A 22,907-nucleotide genomic window follows, 5' to 3' on the forward strand; every position below is an offset into this window, starting at 1 on the left:
GACGGCGGCCTGTACGTTGTAGCCGACCATACCGGTGCCTCGGCCGCTGGTCGCCATCGAGCGGGCGTCCGGATCGGTCAGGGAGAGCTGCTGGTCGGGCGGGTTGTGTTGCGAAGTTTGCGGCAGGTGCGAATGGCCGCGACAGGCTCCAGATCAGGCAGCGACCTGGAACAGCTCGGCGACGAAGTTGGCCTGAGCCCGCATGTCTCGTCCACCAACTTTCCGAACCTGCCCCTTCCTAATCATCGCCATCACCTCGTAGCCTGCCAATGTACATCGTGCAGTATGGAAACCGCCGAAGCCCAGCCCTGGTCTGACCAGGCGTTTTACGCGCCGATGGTCTTGTTCCAGTATGTTATTGAGATACTTGCATTGCCGCAGCCGCAAGCGTCGCCACAGCTCGCCATCCTCTTTCATCTGCTCGACTGCACACGGGTAGGCCGGGTTCTTATCCACCGTGATCGTGCGCGGGTTCACCGTATGCCACTGCCCGAGAGCCTTGCGGAGGAACCGCTTTGCGGCCTCCGCGTCACGCTTGGCCGAGAGCAGGAAGTCGATGGTCTGCCCACGGCTGTCCACCGCGCGATACAGGTACATCCAGCGGCCCTTCACCCGAATGTAGGTTTCGTCGACCCTCCACGAGCCATTGCTCGGCCGCAAGTGTGGCCGGATCCGCTTCTCAATCTCCGGCGCATAGGCCTGGATCCAGCGGAAGAGGGTGGTGTGGGCGACCTCTACGCCGCGATCGGCCAGCATCAGCTCGAGATCGCGGTAGCTGATCGGGAACATCAGGTACCAGCGGACCGCCCAGAGGATCACCTCGGCGGTGAACTGCCGCCCCTTGAAAGACTGATCCGGCCTCACCGAGGCCACTCGCCGCTGTCTCGCCATGCCGTGGTTTGTACCTGCCCGGGGCGGCGCCGCAAGCACGCAACAAAACCCGAGAAAGTCCCCGTTAGCTGACGCTTTCAGTCATCTCGTCCGGCGATGCTGCACCTGCGTGCCCGGGAATTTGCCCCGCTTACCCCAAGCCACCGCTAGACGCATGAAGACTCGCGGGAATTTTGCCGGCGTGTGCGTTGACCACGGGAGTGTGCTGCTGTTCCGACGCGAACCACGCGATGGTAGATTTCAACCCGGTGCTGAGTGGAATGCGTGGCGACCAGCCCAGAAGCTTGTTGGCGCGGGCAATACTGGGTCGGCGCCGGCGCGGATCATCCACCGGCAAGGGGCGATACACCGTCGACGAACGCGAACCTGTCAGGGCGATAACCTGTCCCACCAATTTTGCAATCGTCAGCTCTGCAGGGTTGCCAAGGTTGACCGGGCCGCCCAGGGGCATCTCACACGCGCCAAGCCGCAACAACCCATCCACCAAATCCTCGGCATAGCAAAAGGACCGGGTTTGCGTGCCGTCACCATAGATGGTGATCGGACTGTCGGCCAGCGCCTGGGTGATGGCATTGGAGACGATGCGGCCATCATCGGCTCGCATCCGCGGGCCATAGGTGTTGAAGATCCGGGCAACGCGGACATCGACGCGACCCATCCTGGCGTAGTCGAAAGTCAATGTCTCGGCGGCGCGCTTGCCCTCGTCGTAGCAGGCCCGTGGCCCGATCGGATTGACATTGCCCCAGTAGGTCTCAACCTGTGGATGGATTTCGGGATCACCGTAGATTTCGCTCGTCGACGCCAGGACGAAGCGCGCCCCCGACGCCTCGGCAAGGCGGAGCAGGTTCCGCGTGCCGAGCACGCAAGTCAGCAGAGTGTGCTCCGGATCCGCCTGGTAGTGCGGCGGTGAGGCGGCGCATGCGAGATTGAACACTGAATTGATGTTGAGCCGACTGAGGCGCGCGGGCAGCGCATTGATGACATCCGCCTCAATCAGCTCAAACCGTGGCTCGCGCTGAAGATGCGCTAGGTTGCGCGCCCGTCCGGTGCGGAAGTTGTCGATGCATATGACATCGACATTCTCAGCCAGCAGGAGGTCGCAGAGGTGCGACCCGAGGAATCCTGCGCCGCCGGCGACAACGGCGACCTTGCGTTGCATCTTGCTCATGATGTCGCCCTCTCACCTGGGCTGCTGTCGGCCTGCTCCGGATTGGACGAGTACCGGCGCAGGTAGGCTTCCAGTTCCGCAGCGCGGTGTGCGGCAGTGTGATGGGAGCACACGCGTTCCTGTACGGCGGCGGCCAGGGCCAACCGGCGGGACTCCGGCATTTCCAGAAGTATCTGCAGCACGTCCTCGGGTTCCCTCACGAGGATGATGTCCTTGCCGGGGATGAAGATCTCATCGATGCCGGCCCATATGTCGGAGAGTATGGGAGTTCCGCAGGCGCCGGCTTCGAACAGCCGGACACTCGGACTGTAGCCCGCCCTCACCATGTCATCGCGGGTCACGTTCAGCGTGAAGCGGCTCATGGCGTAGAATTCGGAATGCGCGCCGGGAGGCACATGCTCGAGCCGTTCCACATTGTCGGGCCAGCAGATGTCCCCCGGGTATTGCGGACCGGCGACGGCGAACCGCAGCTGCGGCGCCCGTCGCGCCGCCTCGAGCAGCAAACGCTCTAGCTTCGGTTGACGGTCGGCACTGTAGGTGCCGAGATAGCTGAGATCCCAGCGATGCGGCAGCCCGAGCGGACGGTAGGCTTCCGCATCCACAGAACAGTACAGCACCCGCGCAGCCGGCGAGCCGTACTGGTCCATCAAGCGATCCAGCGTCGGTCCGCCGGTGAAGGAGAGGTACAGGTCGTAGCCGGGGATCTGCCGGGCAGCCAGGTATTCCTCGTCGCCCCGCTCCAGCTTCGCCAGCGTCAGCGGCGTGTCGATGTCGTAGAAGGCGGTGATGCCCCGGGCGGTACGCTGCACCAGCGCGCCGACCGCGACGCCCTCTGGTACGTAGGAGCCGACGATGACCGCATCGGCCTCAGCGATGACCTCGCGCCAGCGGCCCAGCTCGGCAAGGTCGCGGTAGAATTCCAGGCGGCAGAAACTAGGGTCGCCAAGGTCGCGATGCGCAGCGTACCACGGCACCTCGCGTTCCAGAAACAGCACGTCATGGCCGCGCGCGGCTAATGCGCTCAACAGGGCGCGGTAGGTGGTCGCATGGCCGTTGCCCCAGGAGGAGGAGAGGCTGAGGCCGAGCACTACGACCCGCAAGGGCGCAGGAGCCACAGGCATCATGCGACCACCCGAGCACGCCCGTGGAGGGCTTCCTCGCGCAGCAGGGCATCCACCTGCGCGCCGCGTCGGGCATAGGTGTGCTCGGACAGGATGCGCGCGCGTGCCGCCTCTCCGATGGCGCGGGCCCGTGCAGGTGTCAGTTGCCGGACATGTTCGGCGACCTCGGCGCCGTCGCGGGCGACCAGCACCTCCTCGCCCTCCCGGAGGAAGAGCTCGAGGCCCACCCAGGCATCAGTAATCAGACAGGCGCCGGCGCCCGCCGCCTCGAAGACGCGGGTTGCCGGGGAGTAACCGACCGCTGCCATGCTGTCGCGGGCGATGTTCAGCACCGCAAGGCCGGAGGTGTTGAAGGCGTTGTGCTCGCGCGTGTAGACATGCCCGATATGCCGGATCTGCGGCGGCATGTCCTTGGTCTCCCAACCATTGCCGCCGATCAGGAAGCGCCGCTCCGGCAGCATCGCGGCGGGGCGCAGGAAGAACTCCTCGACCCGCGCCTCGCGGTCCGGCAGGCGGTTGCCGAGGAAGGACAGGTCGGCGGCGAAGCGCGGCTCGGCCGGCACGGGGTGGTGGGTCTCCGGGTCGAGGGCATTGTAGACCGGCACGCAGCGGCGCGCGCCGAAACCCTCATAGGCCTCGACCACAGGCGGCCCGCCGCCATAGGTCAGCACCAGGTCGAGCGCAGGCAGGGTACGGCGGAGGCAATGGTCCGGGTTGCCGCGCAGCTCGGCCAGGGTCGCCGGTGCATCGACATCCCAGAAGATGCAGATGGCATGCGGCGCTGCGGCTGCCATCACGCCCTCAAGCAGCGCATCATCGAATACCCCAACGCCGCTGGCCTTCACCACCACATCAGCTTGGTGCGCCTCGCCGATCACCTCACGCAGCGCCGCCTCGGTTGCGGGGTAGACGCGCACCACCGCCCAATCGGGCGGGTCGATGTCACGGTGCTGTTGCCGGTCGAAGGCGTCGGGCTCGTAGAAGGTAATCTGGTGGCCACGCCGGTGCAGGTCGCTGATCAGGCCACGATAATAGGTCGCAGCACCATTCCAGTAGGAGGACAGCAGGCTCGAGCCGTAGAACGCAATTTTCAAGAACTGGCCTCCATTGCCATGGGGACGTCCTGCAGCCCGTCATAGATCGACAACAACTCCGCTGCGCGATGGGCGCAAGTGTGGCGCGCGCGGATGGTGCTGAGCCCGCTCGCGACCAGGCTGGCGCGTAGGTCGGCATCATGGCGGATGGCGATCAGATGGCGCGTCATCGCCGCGCCGTCCTGCGCCACGAGGTAGTCCTCGCCTGGGTGGAAAAGCCCTTCCGTATCCTGCCACGGCGAGCAGATCAGCGGGATCCCGCAGGCCAGCGCCTCGAAGACCCGGATGGTCGGGATGCCGGGGAGCCGGTCGACATAGAAGCGCCGCGGAACATGCACCGTGGCGAGATGGTGTGCGAACACATCCGGCGCGCGCGCATTGGGCAGCCAGCCTCGATACCGCGCGCCATAGGCGGCAAGCGTCCTTAGCGCGTTGTCCGGATAGCGCACGCCATGAATGTCGAGCGCCAGGGAGGCGGCCTGCGCAGGGGCCAGCAGGAAATGCTCGAGCTCCTCACTGCGCTCGTCGTCGCCCCAGTTGCCGATCCAGACCAGGTCCTCCCGCCTGCCTTCCTCGGCAGGCGGGTGGAACAGCCGGGTATCGGCGGCCTCATGCCAGACATGGACCCGATCGCCCCAACCCCATTGCCGATAGACCGCGGCCAGCGTCCCGCCGAAGGCAAGCACGCCATCATAGCCGTCGAGGTCGAAATGCCGGATCGCGTCGGGATCGCTGACTGCCCGATGATGGGTGTCGTGGAACAGCAGGACGAAGCGGCCGCCATTGCGCCGCATCCGACCGAGCGCCGCGACCAGCCAGGGCTCGTTCCATTCATGCACGACGACGAGGTCGGCGCCATCGGCCGCGGCGGCCAGATCGACCTTGCTATCGTAAGTATGGGCCTGCGATTCGGGATAGGCCGTGCGGAAGGCATCGAGGCCCGCCGGACCATGGTCGCGCAGCAGATTTTCCAGGCTCCAGGCCTGGGCCGGCTGCCAGGTCGCCACTTCATGGCCGCGCAGCAGGAACTCCCGCAGCACGCCGCGGAGGAAATGCGCGTTGCCGTGGTTCCAGCAGGAATCCAGGGAATGGGTGAAGTAGACCAGCTTCACGCCGCGACCTCCTTTTGCATCAAGCCGCATTGGCCAGCGAGAAGCCGGCGGTAAGCGTCCAGCATGGTGGCAGTCTGAGTCTCGACTGTGAATCGTTCTGCCCGTTCCCTTGCCGCAACGCCCAGTGCGGCCCTGCGTTCCCGGTCCGCCGCGATATGCTGCACCGTGGCGGCGAGTGCGGCGTCGTCGCAGGGCCGCACGAACTCCGCAACCCCGCCCCAAAGCTCGCGGAAGCCAGGGATATCCGACAGGATCAGCGCGCACCCGGCCTGCGCCGCCTCCAGCACCGCCAGGCCGAAGGGCTCGTATCGGGCTGGTGAGACGAAGATCGGGCGTGTGTTCAGGACGCCAGCGAGCGCGGTGTCCGAAAGCCGTCCGAGCAGCCGGAGATGTTTCAGCTCGACCTGGGCGCCATTCGGGCCGCGGGTGTCACCGGCGGCAAGAACCGGAAGCGGCAGCCTGGCTGCCGCCCGGTCGAGCGTCGCCAGGTCCTTGCCCTCGTCCCAGAGCCGGCCAGCCGTGAAGGCGACAGCCGCCGGTACGGGTTGCGCAGCGGCAGGGCGGGCGATTGACCGGCGTCCATTGTGAATCACCAGCGGCGGTTGCCGCAGCCCGTAGGTCCGTGCTGTCGCAGCAGCGAAGGCGGCTGTCGGCGCGATCAGAAGCCTGGCTGCCGCATAGGCCTGCCCCGTCAGCTCGGCGCGCCAGCGGAAATCGTCCGGCAATGGCCCGTCCCGGACCGCATCCCACCAGGTCGCGACACAGGAATGGCAGGCAATGACGAGCGGTGTCGGAAAGGCGGCGCAGGCAGCGGGCGCCGGCGTGTTGAGATGCACCAGATCCGCACCAACCTCCCTCGCCAATTCTGCCAGAGCTTGGCCCGAGGCCGCGATCTCTGCCTTCGAGTCGGCAAGCCATTCGAGCGGCAGGGCCGTCTCCATCAGCCGCAGTCCTGGCACCGCAGCTGCGGCCGCACGCTGGTCCGCCGCCGGTGCGGGACCAAGCACCGCGAGCGTGGTCTCCACGCCATGCGGTGCGAGGCCGCGCAGCAGATCGATCGCATAGGACCATACGCCACCCACCGCATCCGCCGTCATTAGCAGCCGGATGCGCGGCGAGGGACTCATCGGCAACATGCAGCTTCGAGTTCGGGCAGCGGGACCACCCGGTCGTCCTGGATATCGCTCAAGGTGGAGAACTGGGCGAGGTAGTGGGTATGCGCCCGCTCCCATGCCTCATCGTCCGGGGCGCCCCAGAGACGCCGGTAGTCCGGCGAGCTCGGATAGGGGTAGAGCGGCACGGGGTCGTTGGCCCAGACGCCGCCGCGCCGCAGCGTCTCACGCCAGGCTGCGATCATGGCGGGATCGTCGCCCGGCGTCTTGATCAGGTTCGCCTGCACGAAGGGCACCCGGCGCTTCGCATGCAACAGCCGCTCGGTGAGCTCCTCCGTCGACATTCGGCAGTTCTTATCGAGCGCCGCCCGGCCCTCCGGCGTCAGGCTTTCCACCCCGGCCTCGATCGAGACACAGCCCGCGGCGCCGAGGAGGTCGAGCATCTCCGGCTTCCAGAGGTCGAGGCGGGTCTGGATGCCGAATTGCAGGTTGCGGCCGACCAGGGCTTCCAGCAGAGCGCGCTGCGGCAGGAAAATCTCGTCAATGAAGTAGACATAGCCGACGCCCTGGGCGATCAGCCCATCCAGCTCGTCGAGCAGTGGCGCCAGGGGGCGCCGCCGGTAGGCGTCGCGGAAGTCGATCTTGGCACAGAAGGAGCAGGAATAGGGGCATCCGCGGGACGCCTCGACCTCGGCGCCAGGCACCACCGGCTGAGCGTCGAAGCGGTGGTGATGGTGACGATGCCTTGCGATCCAGGACTCTGGCCAGCGCAGCGCGGGCAGCGTTGCGAAGGCACCGGCATGCGGCGCACCGGTGACCCGGATCTCGTCGCCATCCCGGAAGGCGATGGCCGGTACGCGTGCGAGGTCGCGTTCGCCGGCAAGCTGGACGACAATTTCTTCGCACTCGCCGCGGATCACCACGTCGGCTCCGAGCTTGCGCAGGGCGGCCGCCGGTGTTGCCGAGCCGTGGGGACCGACCGCGACCGTGCGACCGCCCCGGCCGTCGAGGGCCAGGAGGAACTCCCGCGGGACGCGGAGCTCCGGCGGTGCGCACCGCCAGAACAGGTAGCTGGGCGCCGTCGTCACGACGGTCATGTCGGGCTGGAAGGCGACAACCTCGGCCACCGCCTCCGCCAGGGGCAGGGCGAAGAGATGCGCGTCCACCATCACGACGGCGTGGCCGGCGGCCTCCAGCAACGCCTTGCTGTAGCCGAGCTCGAGCGGCAGATGCGGCTCGCGGCAGCCGAAATAGATGCTGCCATCAAAGCGCCAGGGCGGATTGACCAGCGCAACCCTCATGGCAGGGCCTCTGCGGAATGCAGCGGCATGGCCGGGGCGGCAAGGTCGTAATTCTGTCCGCGAAGCCAATCCGCCAGGGCGGCGAGGCCGTCCTGCCAGGGGGTCGGTGGCCGCAGGCCGAGCGCCTGGGTCACCAGGCGCGTGTCCGAGACATAGTAGCGCTGGTCGCCCGCACGCCAGTCGCCGTGCTGCACCTGGACCGGCGAACCGAGCAGCGTGCCGATGTGCCGCAGCACTTGCCGCAGGCTGACCGCATTGCCCGGGCCGCCGCCCAGGTTGAAGGCGCTGCCGCGCACCCGGCCGATATTCCGCCACGCTGCGACATAGGCGTCGACGGCATCGTCGACGAACAGGATGTCACGCACCTGGCAGCCATCGCCGAAGACGCTGACCGGCTTGCCTTGCAGGGCACGAATTAGGAAATGCGCGACCCAGCCCTGGTCCTCGGTGCCCATCTGCCGGGGGCCGTAGATGCAGCTCATGCGGAGGACGGCGGTCGGGATGCCGAAGCTCCGCGCATAGTCCAGCACATATTGGTCCGCCGCACCCTTGGAGCAGCCATAGGGGGTATGGAATTCGAGCGGCAGGTCCTCGCCGATGCCGTTCAGCCGGATCTCCTGTGCTTCCGGCCGATAGGCGTCGTCCTCAAGGCACAAGGCGAGATCAGCCAGGCTCCCGTACACCTTGTTGGTGCTGGCGAAGACAAGCGGCAGATCCTTCCGGGTGCGCCGCACGGCTTCGAGCAGCAGGGCGGTCCCCTGCAGGTTCGTGCGGAAGTCCTCCGCGGGATCCTCTAGGCTGGTCGTAACCGCGACCTGCGCCGCAAGATGGAACACCGCACCGGCCTCTCCGACCGCGCGGCTGAGCTCGCCGGCCTCGCAGATATCGGCAATGACCGGAATGATGCGGCCGGCGTGCCGGTCCTGAAGCCATTCGAGATTCGCCTGGACGCCAGGGCGCCGCAACGCGTCATAAACCAGGACGCTGTGGCCTTCCCTTGCCAAGCGGTCAGCCAGGTTGGCGCCGATGAACCCTGCGCCGCCGGTGATCAGGACCGGCCGACCTTCCGCCGTCACGCCACCAGCCCCCGCGCGGCGAGCTCATTCCTCGCTTGGCTGACGCGATCTTCCGCCTGCTGCAAGGCAACCCATTCCGCCAACTCGCTGAGCCCATCGACGAAGTCGCAGCGGGGCTCGAAGCCGAGCACGGTGCGTGCCAGGCCGAGATCCGGGATGCAGTGGCGGATGTCGCCGGCGCGTGCCTTGCCGGTGATCTCGGGCGCCATGCCGTGCTTTCCCATCGCCCCGGCAAGAAGCTGCGCGACCTCCGCGACTGTGCGGTCGACGCCGCTGGCGATGTTGAACACGCCGCCCGCGGCGGCGGGATGCTCCAGCGCCAGGACGAAGGCCCGAGCCACGTCTTCGACATGCACGAAGTCGCGCCGTTGCGCGCCATCCTCGAATATCACCGGCGGCTGGCCGTTGTGCAGGCGGGAAGCGAAAATCGCCAGTACGCCAGTATAAGGGTTCGACAGTGCCTGCCCAGGGCCATAGGCGTTCCAAAGCCTGAGCGCAACGCCTTCCATGCCATAGGCAGGGGCAAGGGTGAGCGTCATGCGTTCCTGCATGTATTTGGTGATCGCATACACCGAGGCCAGCGCTGGCCGCTTGGTCTCCGGCGTCGGGATCGGGGTGAGCGGTCGCCCGGCTGGATCGAGCGGGTCCCAGGATGCGGTGGAACCCGTGCGCGGAATCCGCACGACATCCTCGTAGCGCCGCCCTTCCGCATTCCGGTAGAGTCCCTCGCCATAAATGCTCATGGACGAAGCGACGACGACCCGGCGCACCGGCTTCTCGGCCAAGGCCTGGAAGAGGACGGCGGTGCCGTAGTCGTTCACCGAGACGTAGCGATCGATAGCGTACATGCTCTGACCGACGCCAACCTCGGCGGCCAGGTGGACCACGCTGTCCACCCCCTGCAGCGCACGGGTAACCGCCGCAGCGTCGCGCACATCGCCGATCTGCAACTCGGCATCGTGGCCAAGAAGTTCTGGATCAGGCTGCTGCCCATGAACCTGCTCGATGAGGCTGTCCAGAATTCGAACATGGTGCCCACGCGCGAGAAGCGCCAGGGTGAGATGTCTGCCGATGAAGCCGGCGCCGCCGGTAATGAGAACACGTTCCGACAATTGGGCGCCTCCGCACGATCGTATTGCCGGCTAAGGCGGCAATACCGCGATAGCTTGGCTGGTATGGCTTGCCGGATGCAACCCGGTATTGCCACCCGCTCCGGTGATTGCCAACATCCAACGCGGAGACGAACGCATCCTGAGTCGATCCGTATCCACCACGGAACCGGTGTTCACCCGGATTTGTTATCAGACAAGTTTATAACGGTGGCGCCAATCGCGCCGTCGCGCGTTCGGCCCGTGATCATTGCCACGGCTATATGGTTGCATGCCACCCGACTGCAGCTTTACGCCTGGGCATGAGCAGCGACGTGTCATGAGGAGATCGACCTTGGGCTCCAGATCAGTGCGGGTTGGCTTGGTCGGTGTCGGCAATTGTGCGTCATCCTTCGTTCAAGGACTGGCTTATTATCGCGACGTCGCAATGGATGGTGCGGTCCCCGGGCTGATGACGCAGGAGATCGGGGGTTACAGTGTCGCGGACATCGTCATTGCCTCCGCCTTTGACATCGCCGCTGGCAAGGTCGGGCGCGATGTGGCGGAGGCCATTTTCGCCTCGCCCAACAACACGGCCCGATTCGCGGCGCCTCCAGCCACGAGCGTAGTTGTCGAGCGCGGTTGGACCGCTGATGGTCTCGGGCGGTATCTGCGCGAGGAACTGCAGGAATCCGATGGGCCGGTGGCGGATGTGGCGGAGACGCTGCGCCGCACGGGGACTGAGGTGCTGGTGTCATACTTGCCGGTGGGATCGCAGCAAGCGACCGAGTGGTATGCCGAGCAGGCCCTCAAGGCTGGCTGTGCCTTCGTGAACTGCATCCCGGTCTTCATCGCGTCCAACCGCGACTGGCGCGAGCGATTCGAGGCGCGCCGGCTGCCGCTGATCGGCGACGACATCAAGAGTCAGGTCGGCGCCACGATCGTGCACCGGGTGCTGACCAACCTGTTTCGTGAGCGCGGCATCCAGCTCGACCGCACCTATCAATTGAATTTCGGCGGCAACTCGGACTTCCTGAACATGCTGGAGCGGGAGCGCCTCGTTTCCAAAAAAATATCAAAAACGCAAGCAGTTACCAGCCAAATGGATGCGGTGCTGCCTGAGGGTGACGTGCATGTCGGCCCGAGCGATTTCGTGTCTTGGTTGGGCGACCGCAAATTCGCCCATATTCGCATGGAGGGCACCGGCTTCGGCGGCGTGCCGCTGAATCTGGAGCTCAAGCTGGAGGTCTGGGACTCGCCCAACTCGGCGGGCATCGTCATCGACGCGGTCCGCTGCGCCAAGCTTGCCCTCGATCGCGGCGTCGGCGGCGCGCTGGTCGGCCCTGCGAGCTACTTCATGAAGTCGCCGCCGCAGCAGTTCACCGATGGCGAAGCCCGGGAAAGGACGCTCCGCTTCATCGCCGGCGAGGGCTGAGCCGGGTGGCGACCACCATCTTCCTGGTCCGCCACGCCGAACACGAGCTGCTCGGCCGCGTGCTGTGCGGCAGGATGCCGGGCGTCTCGCTCGGCGATGCCGGCCGGCAGCAGGCATTGCGACTCGGCTGCCGGCTGCAGCGTGAGGGTCTGGCGACGCTTTACACAAGTCCGCTCGCCCGGGCGCAGGAAACGGCGGCGGTGGCTGGCCAGCAATGTGGGCTCGCGGCGCACATTTCCACGGAGTTTGACGAAATCGATTTCGGGCGCTGGACCGGCGCATCTTTCGACCGGCTCGACCCGGATCCGGCCTGGCAGAGGTGGAATGCCGAGCGCAGCAGCGGACGGCCGCCCGGCGGCGAATCGATGAGCGAGGTCCAGGCCCGGGCCGTGGCGGGCATGCGGCGAGTCGAAGCCCAGCATCCCGAGGTGTCCGTTGCAGTTGTCAGCCATGCCGATGTCATCAAGTCCGTCCTGGCCTGGTGTCTCGGTCTGTCCATGGACCTCCACGCGCGATTCGAAATTGGCCCCGCCTCTATCAGCGCCGTGGCGATGTGGGGCACGGGGGCGAAGGTGCTTTGGATGAATGAGGCCGTGACATCATGACTGCCATTCTCGATGCCGACGAGATCCGACGCCGGGCGACAGCGCTCGGCGAATGGTTCCACAACATCGATCTTCGTGGCGTGCCGACGGCGCCAAATCATTTCCTGGGCGACTACCCCGCGGTGAAATGGCGCCGCTTCGCCGAGGCCGTCCCGCGGGACCTCACCGGTCGAAGCGTGCTCGATATCGGCTGCAATGGCGGCTTTTACTCGCTCGAGATGAAGCGGCGCGGCGCGGCGCGGGTGCTCGGTGTCGATTCCGATGAGGGCTACCTTGCCCAGGCACGCTTCGCTGCGGAGGTGTCCGGGCTCGACATCGAGTTCCGCAAGCTGTCGGTCTATGATGTCGGGGCGCTCGGCGAGAAATTCGACGTGGTGCTTTTCATGGGTGTGCTCTACCACCTGCGGCATCCGCTGCTGGCGCTCGACCTGATCCACGAGCATGTCGCCCGCGACTGCCTGGTGTTTCAGTCGATGCAGCGTGGGGCCGACACGGCCGCGCCGGTGGAGGAGGACTACGACTTTTGGGACACGGCGGAGTTCGACCGGACTGACTGGCCCAAGCTCCACTTCATCGAGCATCGCTACGCGCATGACGAGACTAACTGGTGGGTGCCTAACCGTGCCTGCGTCGAGGCCATGTTGCGCAGCGCCGGCTTCGCCGTCACCGCCCATCCGGAGCCGGAGGTCTATATCTGCCGGCGTGTCGCTGCGCCAACCGGTGCCGAAGCTGCCTACCCTGCCAGGGAGCATCGGACATGATTGAAGCGGCGATGATCTGGAACGAGCCCAACAACAAGTCCCATTGGGATCCGGAAATCGATCCTGACTGGAGTCTCTTCGCCGGGATGACGAAATCCGCCTGCCGGGCGATCCGATCGGTGCATCCGACCTTGCCGCGCGTGCTCGGCGGCATCTCGCCCATCGACCCGAGCTTCATCGCGAATCTGAGCGGCAAGGGCGTGCTCGAGCATCTCGATGTGGTTGCGGTGCATGGCTTCCCGCTGGACTGGAACCTCTGGCAGATCGGGGAATGGCCGGCGAAGATCGAGGAGATCCGGGCCGTCACCAGCCTGCCGATCTGGGTGTCCGAGGTCGGCGTGTCCTCCTTCGGGGCGGAGGAGGTCCAGGCCTGGGGGCTGAAGCGCACGGCCGAGCTGCTGGTCGGCCAAACCCCGCGCATCCAGTGGTACAGCTTGTATGACCTGCCGCGGGCCTGGGGCGCCACAACCCGGCACCGCGAGGCGGAGGGGTCATCCTACTACCGGCATTTCTACATGGGGCTGCTGCGGGAGGATGGCACGCCAAAGCCCGCGCTCGAGGAGTTCGGCCATCACACGCCAGCCGTCGGCCTCTGCCAGTGGTTCCATTTCGAGGATCCTCGGCTGGACGACGCGGTGGCCTGGATGCGGCGGCTGGGCGTGAAGTACCTACGGACCGGCCTGTCCTGGGCCGATAGCTTCCGGCCGAACGCGCTGGCCTGGTTCGACCGGCAGATGGAGGCGCTTGCGGAGTTCGACGTGACGGTCACCTTCTGCTTCACGCCGGAGCATCGCGGGATCGCGCCGCACCATACCAGCCCACCGTTGGTCGAGGCGGAATTCGCCGAATTCTGTGCCAACATGATCCAGCGCTATGCACGCTAGGGCGACCGCGGAACCGTGCGGCGCGGCAAAGGTTCTTATCGTGCCGGCCGTCCGGCACGAGGCGTCCATCATGGCCATCGATACTGCTTCCGCAGCGGAGGAGGAGAACCGCATCGCGGCGCGGGAGGCGGCGCTGCGCTATGTCTCGGACGAGGCGCCCGGCATCGGCCGGCGGCGCATCGGCAAGGGCTTCAGCTACCGCGACCCGAAGGGCGGCTCGGTGCGCGACTCCAAGACGCTCCAGCGCATCCGGTCGCTGGCCATCCCGCCGGCCTGGACCCAGGTCTGGATATGCCCGCATGCTGACGGCCACATCCAGGCGACCGGACGCGACGAGAAGGGACGGAAGCAGTACCGCTACCATCCGCGCTGGCGCGAGGCGCGGGACGCCGCAAAATTCACCCATATGGTGGAGTTCGCCCAAGCCCTGCCGCGCATCCGTGCCCGGGTCGAGGCTGACCTGCGCCTCACCGGACTGCCGCGCGAGAAGGTGCTGGCGACCGTGGTCCGGTTGCTGGAGACAACCCTGATCCGTGTCGGCAACGACGACTACGCGAAGCAAAACCAGAGCTATGGTCTGACCACCCTTCATGAGGACCATGTCGAGGTCGAGCGGGGTCGGCTCCGCTTCTCCTTCAAGGGCAAGAGCGGCAAGACCTGGAACCTGCAGGTCTCCGACCGGCGCATCGCCCGCATCGTCCGCGAATGCCAGGACCTGCCGGGGCAGGAGCTGTTCCGCTATGTCGATGCCGACGGCTCCGTCCGCAGCATCGATTCCGGCGACGTCAACGACTACCTGCGGGAGGCTTCCGGACGCGAGGTGACCGCGAAGGATTTCCGCACCTGGGCGGGCACCGTCCTCGCCACCCTCGCGCTCCAGGAATTCGAGAAGTTCGACACCCATGCCGCGGCGAAGCGCAACGTGAAGCGCGCCATCGAGCATGTGGCGAGCCGGCTCGGCAACACGCCGACCATCTGTCGCAAATGCTACGTGCATCCCGGCGTGCTCGACCACTATCTCGGCGGCAGCCTCGCGCTGCAGGTCAAGGCCGAGGCGCAGGCGGAGCTGCGCGACGAGTTGGCCGGCCTCAAGCCCGAGGAGACGGCGGTGCTCGGCCTGCTGATCGGCCGTCTGGAGCACGAGGAGCGACGCGCGGCATGAGGTACGGCGGCAGCCATCACGGTCGGGTGCCGGCCTGATGCGGTTCGTCGTCTTCGGGCTAACCATCACATCCTCCTGGGGCAATGGCCATGCGACCCTGTGGCGGGCCCTGTGCTGCGCCCTGGCCCGGCGCGGCCACAGCGTCGTCTTCTTCGAGCGCGACGTGCCCTACTACGCCGAGAACCGCGACCTGCACGGCATGCCGGGCGTCGAGCCGGTGCTCTACGCCGATTGGCGCGATGTCCGGCAGCGGGCGACGCAGGCGGTGGCGGCGGCCGATGTCGCCATCGTCACCTCCTTCTGCCCCGACGGGGTCGCGGCATGCGACCTCGTCCTCGGCTCCGCCGTGCCGGCGAGGGTGTTCTACGACCTCGATACGCCGGTGACGCTTGACCGGATGGCGGCTGGCGACTGGCCGGACTACCTGCCGCGGCAGGGGCTCGATGGTTTCGACCTAGTGCTGAGCTATACCGGTGGCGAGGCGCTGGTGCGGCTGCAGACGCTGCTCAATGCGCGCCGGGTTGCCCCGCTCTATGGCAGCGTGAATCCGGACGCCCATCGGCCGGTTGCGGCGGTGGAGGCTTACCGGGCCGATCTCTCCTATCTCGGCACCTATGCGGCGGACCGACAGCAGGCGCTGGAACGCCTTTTCGTGGAGCCGGCGCGGCGGCTGCCCGACCGTCGCTTCGTCATCGGCGGCGCGCTCTATCCGCCGGATTTCCCCTGGGCGCGGAACATCTTCTTCGTCCGCCACATGCCGCCGCCGGAGCATCCGGCTTTCTTCTCCTCCGCACGCCTGACGCTGAACATCACCCGACGGGCGATGGCGGCGATGGGCTGGTGCCCGTCCGGCCGGCTGTTCGAGGCCGCGGCCTGCGGGGCGCCGATCCTGACGGATTGGTGGGAGGGTCTCGAAGCCTTCTATGCGCCGGGCGCTGAGGTGTTCGTCGCCGGGTCAACCGAGGACAGCCTGGCGACGCTCGGCCTGAGCGACGCGGAACTTCGCCGCGCTGCTGGTCGGGCGCGGGAGCGCACCCTCGAGGAACACACCGCCGACCGGCGGTCCCTCGATTTCGAGGCCGCGCTGGAGAGCATCAACTCGCCGGTGGCGACAGGAGGCTGAGCATGTGGGGCATCATCCCGGCCGCAGGCATCGGCAGCCGCATCCAGCCGCTGGCCTTCTCGAAGGAGCTGCTGCCCATCGGCAGCCGGCTCGAGGCCGAGATCGAACGGCCGCGGGCCGTCAGCGAGCATCTGATCGAGCGCATGATCGCCGCCGGCGTCGACAAGATCTGCTTCGTCATCGCCCCGGGCAAGAGTGACATCATCAACTACTACGGGGCTCGCATCGGCAACGCCAGCATCGCCTATGTGGTCCAGCAGGAGCCGAGCGGGCTCTGCGACGCCATCTTCTGCGCCCTGCCGCTGATCGGGCCGGAGGAGCCCGTGGTGATCGGGCTGCCCGACACAATCTGGTTCCCGGAAGCGGCGCTGGCCCCCCTGGCGGACGACCGCTTCTCCTTCCTGCTCTTCCCGGTCGAGCGGCCGGAGCTGTTCGATGCCGTGGTGACGGACGAGGCGGGCCGCGTGCTGGAGGTCCAGGTGAAGCGCGCCGGCGCGCGGAGCCGCTGGGTTTGGGGCGCCTTCAAGATGCCAGGCCGCGTGCTGCACGAGTTGCACGCGCTGTGGCGTCGGCCCGGGCGGGAAGACGAGTACATCGGCACGCTGGTCAATGCCTGGCTGGCGGCTGGTGGCACCGCGCATGGCGTCCGCACAGGCGAGGTCTATGTGGATGTCGGCACGCTGAACGGCTACCGCGAGGCGGTCTCGCTGCTGGCCGGGCGGCCCGCGCAGGTGGACTCGGCGGTGGTGCCCTTCCGGGTGCTGCAGCAGCGCGGCGTGCTCAATGCGGCAGCGAAGCGGCCGGACCAGTCGATGAGGACCGGGGCGCTGGCGGGGGAGTAGCCGCGGTGCCGGACTTCCTGGCCTCGCTGGCCTCCGGCAGCAACACCACCGATTGCCGCCTGCTGGTCGTCGCGGCGCATCCGGATGACGAGACCATCGACCTCGGCATCCAGCTGCGCCGGCTGCCGCTCGCCCAGGTCCTGCAGGTCACCGAGGGCATGGCCCATGCCGACTTCCTGCGGGGCCGGGAAACCTACAAGTATTTCTGGGGCCCCGAGGACTGTCCGACCTTCCGCTGGCGCCTCGCCATACGGGGCAGCGATTGATGCGGTGCCTGCTGATCGTGCTCGACAGCGTCGGCGTGGGCCATGCGCCCGATGCCGCGGATTACGGCGACGCCGGCGCCGACACGCTCGGCCATGTCATCGCCGCCACCGGGCTACGGCTACCGACGCTCTGGTCGCTCGGCCTCGGGCGTATCATGGGCGCCGATGACGCGCCGGCCGCGGCCAGCTGGGGCCGGATGCGGCCACGCTCCGCCGGGAAGGACAGCACCACCGGGCATTGGGAGATCGCCGGAGTGGAGCTGGCGCAGCCCTTCGCGGTGTTCGAGCATTTCCCGCCCGAGCTGGTGCAGCCGATCGAGGCCGAGGCTCGGATCCGCTTCCTCGGCAACCTGCCGGCGAGCGGGACGGAGATCATCGCGGAGCTGGGCGGGGAGCATTGCCGCACGGGGCGGCCCATCCTTTACACCTCCGCCGATTCGGTGCTGCAGATCGCGGCGCATGAAGCGGTGGTGCCGTTGGAGCGGCTGATGGAGATCTGCACCATTTCCCGCCGCCACGCGGACCGCTGGCGCATCGGCCGGGTGATCGCACGGCCCTTCATCGGACAGGAGGGCGACTTCCACCGCACCCCGCGGCGGCACGACTTCGCCATGCAGCCGCCGCCGACGATCCTCGACGCCCTAGCCGGAGCCGGCCTGCCGGTGAGGGCGGTCGGCAAAACCGCCGATCTCTTCGCCGGCCAGGGGATCACCGAATCCTGGCCGACCGCCTCCAATGCCGATGGCATGCGGCGGATCGAGGCCGTGTGGGAGGCAACGCGGGAGGGACTGGTCTTCGCCAACCTGGTGGATTTCGACACGGAATATGGCCATCGGCGCGACGCGCCGGGCTATGCGCGGGCGCTGGAGGAGTTCGACCGCTGGCTGGCGGGCTTCCTCCCGGCCTGCGCCGGGCAGGACCTGCTCATCATCACCGCCGACCATGGCAACGACCCGACCTTCCGCGGCACCGACCACACGCGGGAGAAGGTGCCGCTGATCCTCCGCCATGCCGGGCGCCTGTCGCCGCTCGGCACACGCGACGGCTTCGCCGATGTGGCCGCGACGCTCGCGGCGTATTTCGGCATCGGCCCCTGGCCGATCGGGCGTTCGCTTCTGCCATGACGGCGGATGGCCCGGCGCTGGAGACCTATCTGTCCGGCGCGATCTCGGCGCCGGTCGCGCTGCTGCGCCTGCTGCTCCCCGGGACCTCGGCGGCGGTGACGGCGGCGCTGGAGCGGCGGGCGGCCGCGGCTCCGGATGCCGCGGCGGACGAGTGGCTGCGGCGGCTCCTGGATCTGGCGCAGCAGCACCGGGACGGGCTCGGGTTGCTCGAGCGCATGGTGCAAGCCGGCGCGGCGCATGGCTGCGAGGCGAATCCGGCCATGGCCATCGCCGCCAACCGGGCGATGTTCGACCGCCTCGTCGCCATCAGCCCGGAGGCGAGCGTCGCCGCCTATACCCTCGGCGATGCCGGGCTGCTGCGGGCGGCGACCGACGAGCTGGTGGGCTGGCTGGAGCGCCAGGGCCTGCTCTCGGGACGGGCGGTGGTGCTCGACCTCGGCGGCGGCATCGGCCGGCTTGCCGCGGCGCTGGCACCGCATGCTGCCGAGGTTATGGGGCTGGCTGTCTCACCCGGGATGATCGCGGCGGCGCGGCAGCGTTGCGAGGGCTACGGCAACCTGCGCTTCGCGGTCAGCTCCGGCCATGACATGGCTGGGGTCGCCGATGCCTCCTGCGACCTCGTGCTGGCGGTGGACGTGTTCCCGTATCCGGTGGCCGGTGGCATGGCACTGGCCGCCGGGCATGTCGCGGAAGCGGGGCGGGTACTGCGCAGCGGCGGCAACCTGGTGATCCTCACTTCCGCTACCGCGGGGATGCGGTAGACCGGCGGGATGTCGCGGTGCTGGCGGTGCAGGCCGGCTTCGCCATGCTGCGGAACGGGACCCGTGAGCTGGCGCCGTGGGACGGCGACGCCTACTGGCTGCGCCTGGCTTCAAGCCGCACCGGATCACCGGCGCGCCGCTGCAAGGGTGCGGAGTTCGGCCGCCACGCGGGCGATCACTTCACCCCAAGCGCCGGGACGCCTCTGCCGGAAGAGCCGCATGCTCGGGTACCACGGGCTGTCCTCGCGCCCTTCCATCCAGCGCCAGTCGGCGTCGCTGGCGAGCAGCGTCCAGATGGGGAGGCCGAGCGCGCCGGCCAGGTGGGCCGGCATGGAGTCGATGCTGATGACCAGATCGAGGCCACGCATCACCGACGCCGCTTCGAGTATGTCATCGGATCCGGAGAGGACACCGAAGCCGGCCGGCCGTTCCTCCAGCGCAGGGCCGCGTTGGAGGATGTGCAGCGCGACGCCAGGGACGGTCCGGAGCGGCTCGAGAAGGCCGAAAGGCACGGAGCGGCGCTCGTAATCCCAGTCGCCGGACCGCCAGACCAGCCCCACCGCGAGGCCGGGGCGTACCGAGCCGGTGCCTGCCCGCATGTCCCGGCGGGGCGGGTGCAGATAGGGGACTTCGGCGGGGAGCGTGTCGATCGTGGTGCGGAGGACATGAGGCAGTTCCATCAACTCCACATCGACGTCGTAGGCGACCTCGGGAGTGCCGTCATGCAGCGGGAGAAGGCGTCCGACCCCCGCCATCGTCTGCAGCAGCGGGATGAGCGCTGGCTGCGCCCAGGCCGTCAGCTCGGATGCTCGGGCGTGGACGAGGGGCGCGAAGCGGACGAACTGAATAGTGTCGCCGAGGCCGTGATAGCAGCGGAGGAGGACCCGCCGCCCGTCCAGCGGCGTGCCGTCCCAAACGGCCTGCAGGTGGCGTGGGCGGCTCCAGTCCCGCACCCCGCCGCGGGCGCGGAGCACCTCGTCGCTGATGCCCCAAGCCTTCGTCCAGTAGCCGCGGCGCATGTGGCGCATCCACAGGCCTCCCGGATCACTGCTTACCGCTGACACGATCCACCCTGTTGCTCCCGCCATGCCGCTGCGAGCAGTCCGCACCGAACTGGCGGCGCAACGCATCCTCGGGCTAGTCGGTTCCGCGCAACCTGGTGCGGCATGGCGTTGCGCAAGCTGTGCTGACGCCCTCTGTGACAGGATCAGAAATCCTCCCGAATTCTTAGTTCAGCGAGAGCGAAGTCGATGGTTCCTATAGCTTCGAGACGGTGGACTTCGGATGCCGGACAGACCCATCGCCTGCACCAGCCCGTCCACTCGCCGGCCCGGGACGCCGCCGATCCATGCCTTCTGGATTACCGCCATCAGAAGCTTCTAGGAGGTCCTCCGGGGCTCGAGATAGGGCGGGTAGTAGCTGCCCTGCCGCAGCTTCGGGGTCAGACACACTGCGTCCAACCAGCTGCAGCAAGCTCAGCCGGGTGTCCAGCGTAAGGTCGTGGAAGCCATTCTGGTAGTTCAGCCGCTCGCCGGAGCGCTCGTGCCGCCCGGCGCCGATCAGGTCTTCCACGTCGGCCTCCATTAGCATATGCAGCACCGCCTGCGCGACGCTACGCAGAAAGGCACCATCGCCGGCTTTCGCCAGCAGGTCTGCCAGTGGCAGTCTGTCCTCGGGCATTGGGTCCTCGAGCGGTCACGGGTAAGTGCTTCAAAGCTCCGCCCTCGCCGTCAAGTCCGGTGGCTACCCCAGCCTTACACCCCGGCCGAAGCCGGAATTTCCACCTCCACGGCCACTACCAGGAAAGGGTGCAGGTCCGCATGACCGAGATGAAGCCGGTGATCGAGCAGATGGCGCTGAAGCATCAGCGTTGGTCGCGTCTGTTTATAGCCACGATACGCCTGCCGGATGGCCAAACTGTTCAGCGCGATGTGGAGGATCACGGTCAAGCGGTGGCGGTGCTGCCGTTTGACCCTCGACGTCGCACCGCGCTGCTGGTTCGACAGTTTCGAGCTCCGCCCTTCTACGCTGCCGGCGAGCCCGAAATGTTGGAGTTGCCGGCTGGCCGCCTCGACGAAGATGATCCCTCCGCCGGTGCTCGGCGCGAAACGCTTGAAGAGATTGGCCTGCGTTTGGGGGAATTGGAGCCAGTGATGGTGGCATGGACCATGCCAGCATTGTCCACAGAACGAGTGCACTTGTTCCTGGCTCCTTACGATGTTGCCGACCGCGTCGCTAAAGGCGGTGGCTTGGCCGACGAACATGAGGACATCACGACGGCGGAACTACCATTGGGCGAGTTGGCGGAGATGGCTGACCGCGGCGCGCTGACCGAGCTGAAGCTATTCACCTTGGTACAGACCCTTCGGCTTCGTCGGCCGGAGCTATTCAACGCTTGCTAAAAATTCTGTTCCGTTAACCGCATTTTGGCCAACGGCAGTGAAACTAGAGCGGCAATCATCGCCTGCATGCCCCTTCCGTGCATCAGCCTGCCGTTATCGTGGCAAGTTTGGTGAGGTCATCATCGGTGCAAACAAGCCCCATTCGCGTTTCACCTTTCGGATGCAGCGAAGGAGAAACTATTGGAACCCTCGTGCTCCCATGATCTGCACAAAGACGGGTTCGACAACCTGCTTGCGCAATCGACATCGGCTGCGCTGGCCGGCGTGTCGGAGCCGCCTGCGCATGGCTGAGACGAGCGATCCACGTTGTCGGTTCTCATCACCGTCGGAGTGCTTGGCACCTGCAGTGGCTACGTAGTCGCGGATCCCGCGCCCTGCGAGGTCGGCCCCGGAGCAGTAGCCGCTGTCGGCGGAAAACTCGGCGGGCGTAGCACCGGTGTTGGCAGTGACTGCGTCGATCAACGGTGCCAACGCGTCATGACCGGCGGCGTTGTTGATCCGGTACTACGTCACGATGACCTGGGCCTTGGCATTCACCGCGACCTGGACGTTGTAGGTCTGCACAAAGCTGTTGCGGTCTTTCATGATCCGGCTTTCGGAATCAGTAAGGGTGCATTCCCTCGCCCTGCCCCAGCCAGCCCTCGACGTCCAATTCGGCCTCGATCGGCCATCCGGCCGCAGATCGTCGCCTTATGCTTGAAGGTACTGGACCGCAGCTTGATGCTGTCCACCGCGACAGGGTCGAGCCCGACCAGGCCGGCACACCGGCACAAGGTGTGCACCTGCAGGAAGAGTGCGACTCAAGCGGCGAGTGGCGCCGGCGTAACGCACTGATGATACCGTGATCTCGCTTGAGACCAAACGGAAGGGACCAGCCAATGCGATCATCTCCCATCAATGACACTCAGTCTCTCTGCTGGCGCGCTTCGATCTCATCCAGGACGGCTTCTGGGGCGACGTCCTGCTGCACCTCCTGCAACTGAGGGTCGCCATCAGTCCGGATATCCAAACGTTCGGCAATGGCGACGACGAGTTCAGACAACTTGGTTACCTCATGCTCCGTCAATAGGCTGATCTGAAGATCTAGATCGGCGCGCTTGTCAGCCGCGGCGGCCATGCGGTTCTGGCTGATGAGCACGAAGGTAGAGAGAAAAATGGCTTCTACCGAGGCCTCCATCGCGAGCACCACGAAGGACGGGTCGAACTTGGGCACACCAGGGATAAACCCGAGATTCACTAGGATCCATGAGCCGTAGAGGACGAGATGAATGTAGACGAAGATCATGCTGCCGGTGAAGCGGGTGATGGCCTCGGCGATCCGCTCTTCGCGGGTCGCGACCGCAGTTTCCTTGCGGCGCCGGTCCTCCAAGGCCTCGATGTTACGTCTGAGGGAACTGCTGAGGCTGTCCGGTTCGGGTGACAGCACGGTCGGTGTCGGCCTTGGCATATCGGTGATGATCCTTGGCTCCGAAGACGCGTGAGCGTCAGGCAAAACGCGCGAAAGACAGTTTTGGATTGGTAAGCCGCTTTGTTGCAGCGGTCGGCGGCTTGGGCCGCTTCGGGTAGGATAAGGCCGGGG

22 protein-coding genes and 1 pseudogene are annotated in these 22,907 nt (G+C 66.8%); 11 read left to right on the forward strand and 12 right to left on the reverse strand.

What is annotated here, in order from left to right; all coding sequences use genetic code 11:
• Positions 1 to 153 precede the first annotated feature (153 nt).
• The 9 genes from AC5JJ1_RS20825 to AC5JJ1_RS20865 form a co-directional block, all read right to left on the reverse strand.
• Positions 154 to 864 (reverse strand): IS6 family transposase, encoded by a 711-nt coding sequence (locus tag AC5JJ1_RS20825; RefSeq protein WP_495787049.1) that lies wholly within the window; start codon positions 862 to 864, stop codon positions 154 to 156.
• A 157-nt stretch (positions 865 to 1,021) separates the two neighbouring features.
• Positions 1,022 to 2,050 carry a UDP-glucuronic acid decarboxylase family protein gene (locus AC5JJ1_RS20830; protein WP_495787028.1) on the reverse strand — a complete coding sequence of 343 codons (1,029 nt, stop codon included), beginning with the start codon at positions 2,048 to 2,050 and terminating at the stop codon, positions 1,022 to 1,024.
• A gap of 5 nt (positions 2,051 to 2,055) precedes the next feature.
• Positions 2,056 to 3,159, reverse strand: a complete 1,104-nt coding sequence (locus AC5JJ1_RS20835) for a CgeB family protein (RefSeq protein WP_495787029.1) — start codon at positions 3,157 to 3,159, stop codon at positions 2,056 to 2,058.
• 20 nt (positions 3,160 to 3,179) lie between these two features.
• Positions 3,180 to 4,274 carry a CgeB family protein gene (locus AC5JJ1_RS20840; protein ID WP_495787030.1) on the reverse strand — a complete coding sequence of 365 codons (1,095 nt, stop codon included), beginning with the start codon at positions 4,272 to 4,274 and terminating at the stop codon, positions 3,180 to 3,182.
• Entirely contained in the window at positions 4,271 to 5,386 is a 1,116-nt protein-coding gene (locus tag AC5JJ1_RS20845; RefSeq protein WP_495787031.1) for a CgeB family protein, read from the reverse strand. Before AC5JJ1_RS20845 ends, AC5JJ1_RS20840 begins: the two co-directional genes overlap by 4 nt.
• The gene (locus AC5JJ1_RS20850; RefSeq protein WP_495787032.1) at positions 5,383 to 6,513 is read right to left on the reverse strand and encodes a glycosyltransferase family 4 protein; all 1,131 of its coding nucleotides are present in this window, start codon (positions 6,511 to 6,513) and stop codon (positions 5,383 to 5,385) included. The genes AC5JJ1_RS20845 and AC5JJ1_RS20850 overlap by 4 nt, the downstream gene beginning before the upstream one ends.
• Positions 6,510 to 7,799 (reverse strand): TIGR04295 family B12-binding domain-containing radical SAM protein, encoded by a 1,290-nt coding sequence (locus AC5JJ1_RS20855; RefSeq protein ID WP_495787033.1) that lies wholly within the window; start codon positions 7,797 to 7,799, stop codon positions 6,510 to 6,512. The genes AC5JJ1_RS20850 and AC5JJ1_RS20855 overlap by 4 nt, the downstream gene beginning before the upstream one ends.
• Positions 7,796 to 8,875 (reverse strand): NAD-dependent epimerase/dehydratase family protein, encoded by a 1,080-nt coding sequence (locus AC5JJ1_RS20860; protein WP_495787034.1) that lies wholly within the window; start codon positions 8,873 to 8,875, stop codon positions 7,796 to 7,798. Before AC5JJ1_RS20860 ends, AC5JJ1_RS20855 begins: the two co-directional genes overlap by 4 nt.
• A complete protein-coding gene (locus AC5JJ1_RS20865; RefSeq protein ID WP_495787035.1) occupies positions 8,872 to 9,987 on the reverse strand; it encodes an NAD-dependent epimerase/dehydratase family protein in 1,116 nt (371 codons plus the stop codon). Before AC5JJ1_RS20865 ends, AC5JJ1_RS20860 begins: the two co-directional genes overlap by 4 nt.
• A gap of 448 nt (positions 9,988 to 10,435) precedes the next feature.
• Here AC5JJ1_RS20865 and AC5JJ1_RS20870 point away from each other — a divergent pair, with 448 nt between their 5' ends.
• From AC5JJ1_RS20870 to AC5JJ1_RS20915, 10 genes are all read left to right on the forward strand, one after another.
• Positions 10,436 to 11,398 (forward strand): inositol-3-phosphate synthase, encoded by a 963-nt coding sequence (locus AC5JJ1_RS20870; RefSeq protein WP_495787036.1) that lies wholly within the window; start codon positions 10,436 to 10,438, stop codon positions 11,396 to 11,398.
• A 5-nt stretch (positions 11,399 to 11,403) separates the two neighbouring features.
• On the forward strand, positions 11,404 to 12,003 hold the full coding sequence (locus AC5JJ1_RS20875) for a histidine phosphatase family protein (RefSeq protein WP_495787037.1): 600 nt from the start codon (positions 11,404 to 11,406) through the stop codon (positions 12,001 to 12,003).
• Positions 12,000 to 12,764, forward strand: a complete 765-nt coding sequence (locus AC5JJ1_RS20880) for a TIGR04290 family methyltransferase (RefSeq protein ID WP_495787038.1) — start codon at positions 12,000 to 12,002, stop codon at positions 12,762 to 12,764. Before AC5JJ1_RS20875 ends, AC5JJ1_RS20880 begins: the two co-directional genes overlap by 4 nt.
• A complete protein-coding gene (locus AC5JJ1_RS20885; RefSeq protein WP_495787039.1) occupies positions 12,761 to 13,648 on the forward strand; it encodes a glycoside hydrolase 5 family protein in 888 nt (295 codons plus the stop codon). Before AC5JJ1_RS20880 ends, AC5JJ1_RS20885 begins: the two co-directional genes overlap by 4 nt.
• A 70-nt stretch (positions 13,649 to 13,718) precedes the next feature.
• Positions 13,719 to 14,810, forward strand: a complete 1,092-nt coding sequence (locus AC5JJ1_RS20890) for a DNA topoisomerase IB (protein ID WP_495787040.1) — start codon at positions 13,719 to 13,721, stop codon at positions 14,808 to 14,810.
• 37 nt (positions 14,811 to 14,847) lie between these two features.
• On the forward strand, positions 14,848 to 15,933 hold the full coding sequence (locus tag AC5JJ1_RS20895) for a CgeB family protein (protein WP_495787041.1): 1,086 nt from the start codon (positions 14,848 to 14,850) through the stop codon (positions 15,931 to 15,933).
• A gap of 2 nt (positions 15,934 to 15,935) precedes the next feature.
• Positions 15,936 to 16,775: a nucleotidyltransferase family protein gene (locus tag AC5JJ1_RS20900; RefSeq protein WP_495787042.1), complete on the forward strand. Its 840-nt coding sequence runs from the start codon at positions 15,936 to 15,938 to the stop codon at positions 16,773 to 16,775.
• 5 nt (positions 16,776 to 16,780) lie between these two features.
• Positions 16,781 to 17,041 (forward strand): hypothetical protein, encoded by a 261-nt coding sequence (locus AC5JJ1_RS20905; RefSeq protein ID WP_495787043.1) that lies wholly within the window; start codon positions 16,781 to 16,783, stop codon positions 17,039 to 17,041.
• Positions 17,041 to 18,165, forward strand: coding sequence for a phosphopentomutase (locus tag AC5JJ1_RS20910; RefSeq protein WP_495787044.1), 1,125 nt, complete (start codon positions 17,041 to 17,043; stop codon positions 18,163 to 18,165). The genes AC5JJ1_RS20905 and AC5JJ1_RS20910 overlap by 1 nt, the downstream gene beginning before the upstream one ends.
• Positions 18,162 to 18,926 carry a class I SAM-dependent methyltransferase gene (locus tag AC5JJ1_RS20915; protein WP_495787045.1) on the forward strand — a complete coding sequence of 255 codons (765 nt, stop codon included), beginning with the start codon at positions 18,162 to 18,164 and terminating at the stop codon, positions 18,924 to 18,926. Before AC5JJ1_RS20910 ends, AC5JJ1_RS20915 begins: the two co-directional genes overlap by 4 nt.
• Positions 18,927 to 19,051: 125 nt before the next feature.
• Here AC5JJ1_RS20915 and AC5JJ1_RS20920 read toward each other — a convergent pair whose 3' ends face one another.
• A complete protein-coding gene (locus AC5JJ1_RS20920; RefSeq protein ID WP_495787046.1) occupies positions 19,052 to 19,954 on the reverse strand; it encodes a glycosyltransferase family protein in 903 nt (300 codons plus the stop codon).
• Positions 19,955 to 20,186: 232 nt separating this feature from the next.
• Positions 20,187 to 20,606 (reverse strand): annotated as a pseudogene (locus AC5JJ1_RS20925) (transposase); the annotation flags it as partial.
• Positions 20,607 to 20,746: 140 nt separating this feature from the next.
• Between AC5JJ1_RS20925 and AC5JJ1_RS20930 the strand changes: the two are divergent.
• Positions 20,747 to 21,328 (forward strand): NUDIX domain-containing protein, encoded by a 582-nt coding sequence (locus AC5JJ1_RS20930; protein ID WP_495787047.1) that lies wholly within the window; start codon positions 20,747 to 20,749, stop codon positions 21,326 to 21,328.
• A gap of 904 nt (positions 21,329 to 22,232) precedes the next feature.
• On the opposite strand, the gene AC5JJ1_RS20935 is transcribed toward AC5JJ1_RS20930, so the two are convergent.
• A complete protein-coding gene (locus tag AC5JJ1_RS20935) occupies positions 22,233 to 22,697 on the reverse strand; it encodes a DUF1003 domain-containing protein (protein WP_495787048.1) in 465 nt (154 codons plus the stop codon).
• Positions 22,698 to 22,907: the final 210 nt, after the last annotated feature.

The organism is Belnapia sp., assembly GCF_059504005.1.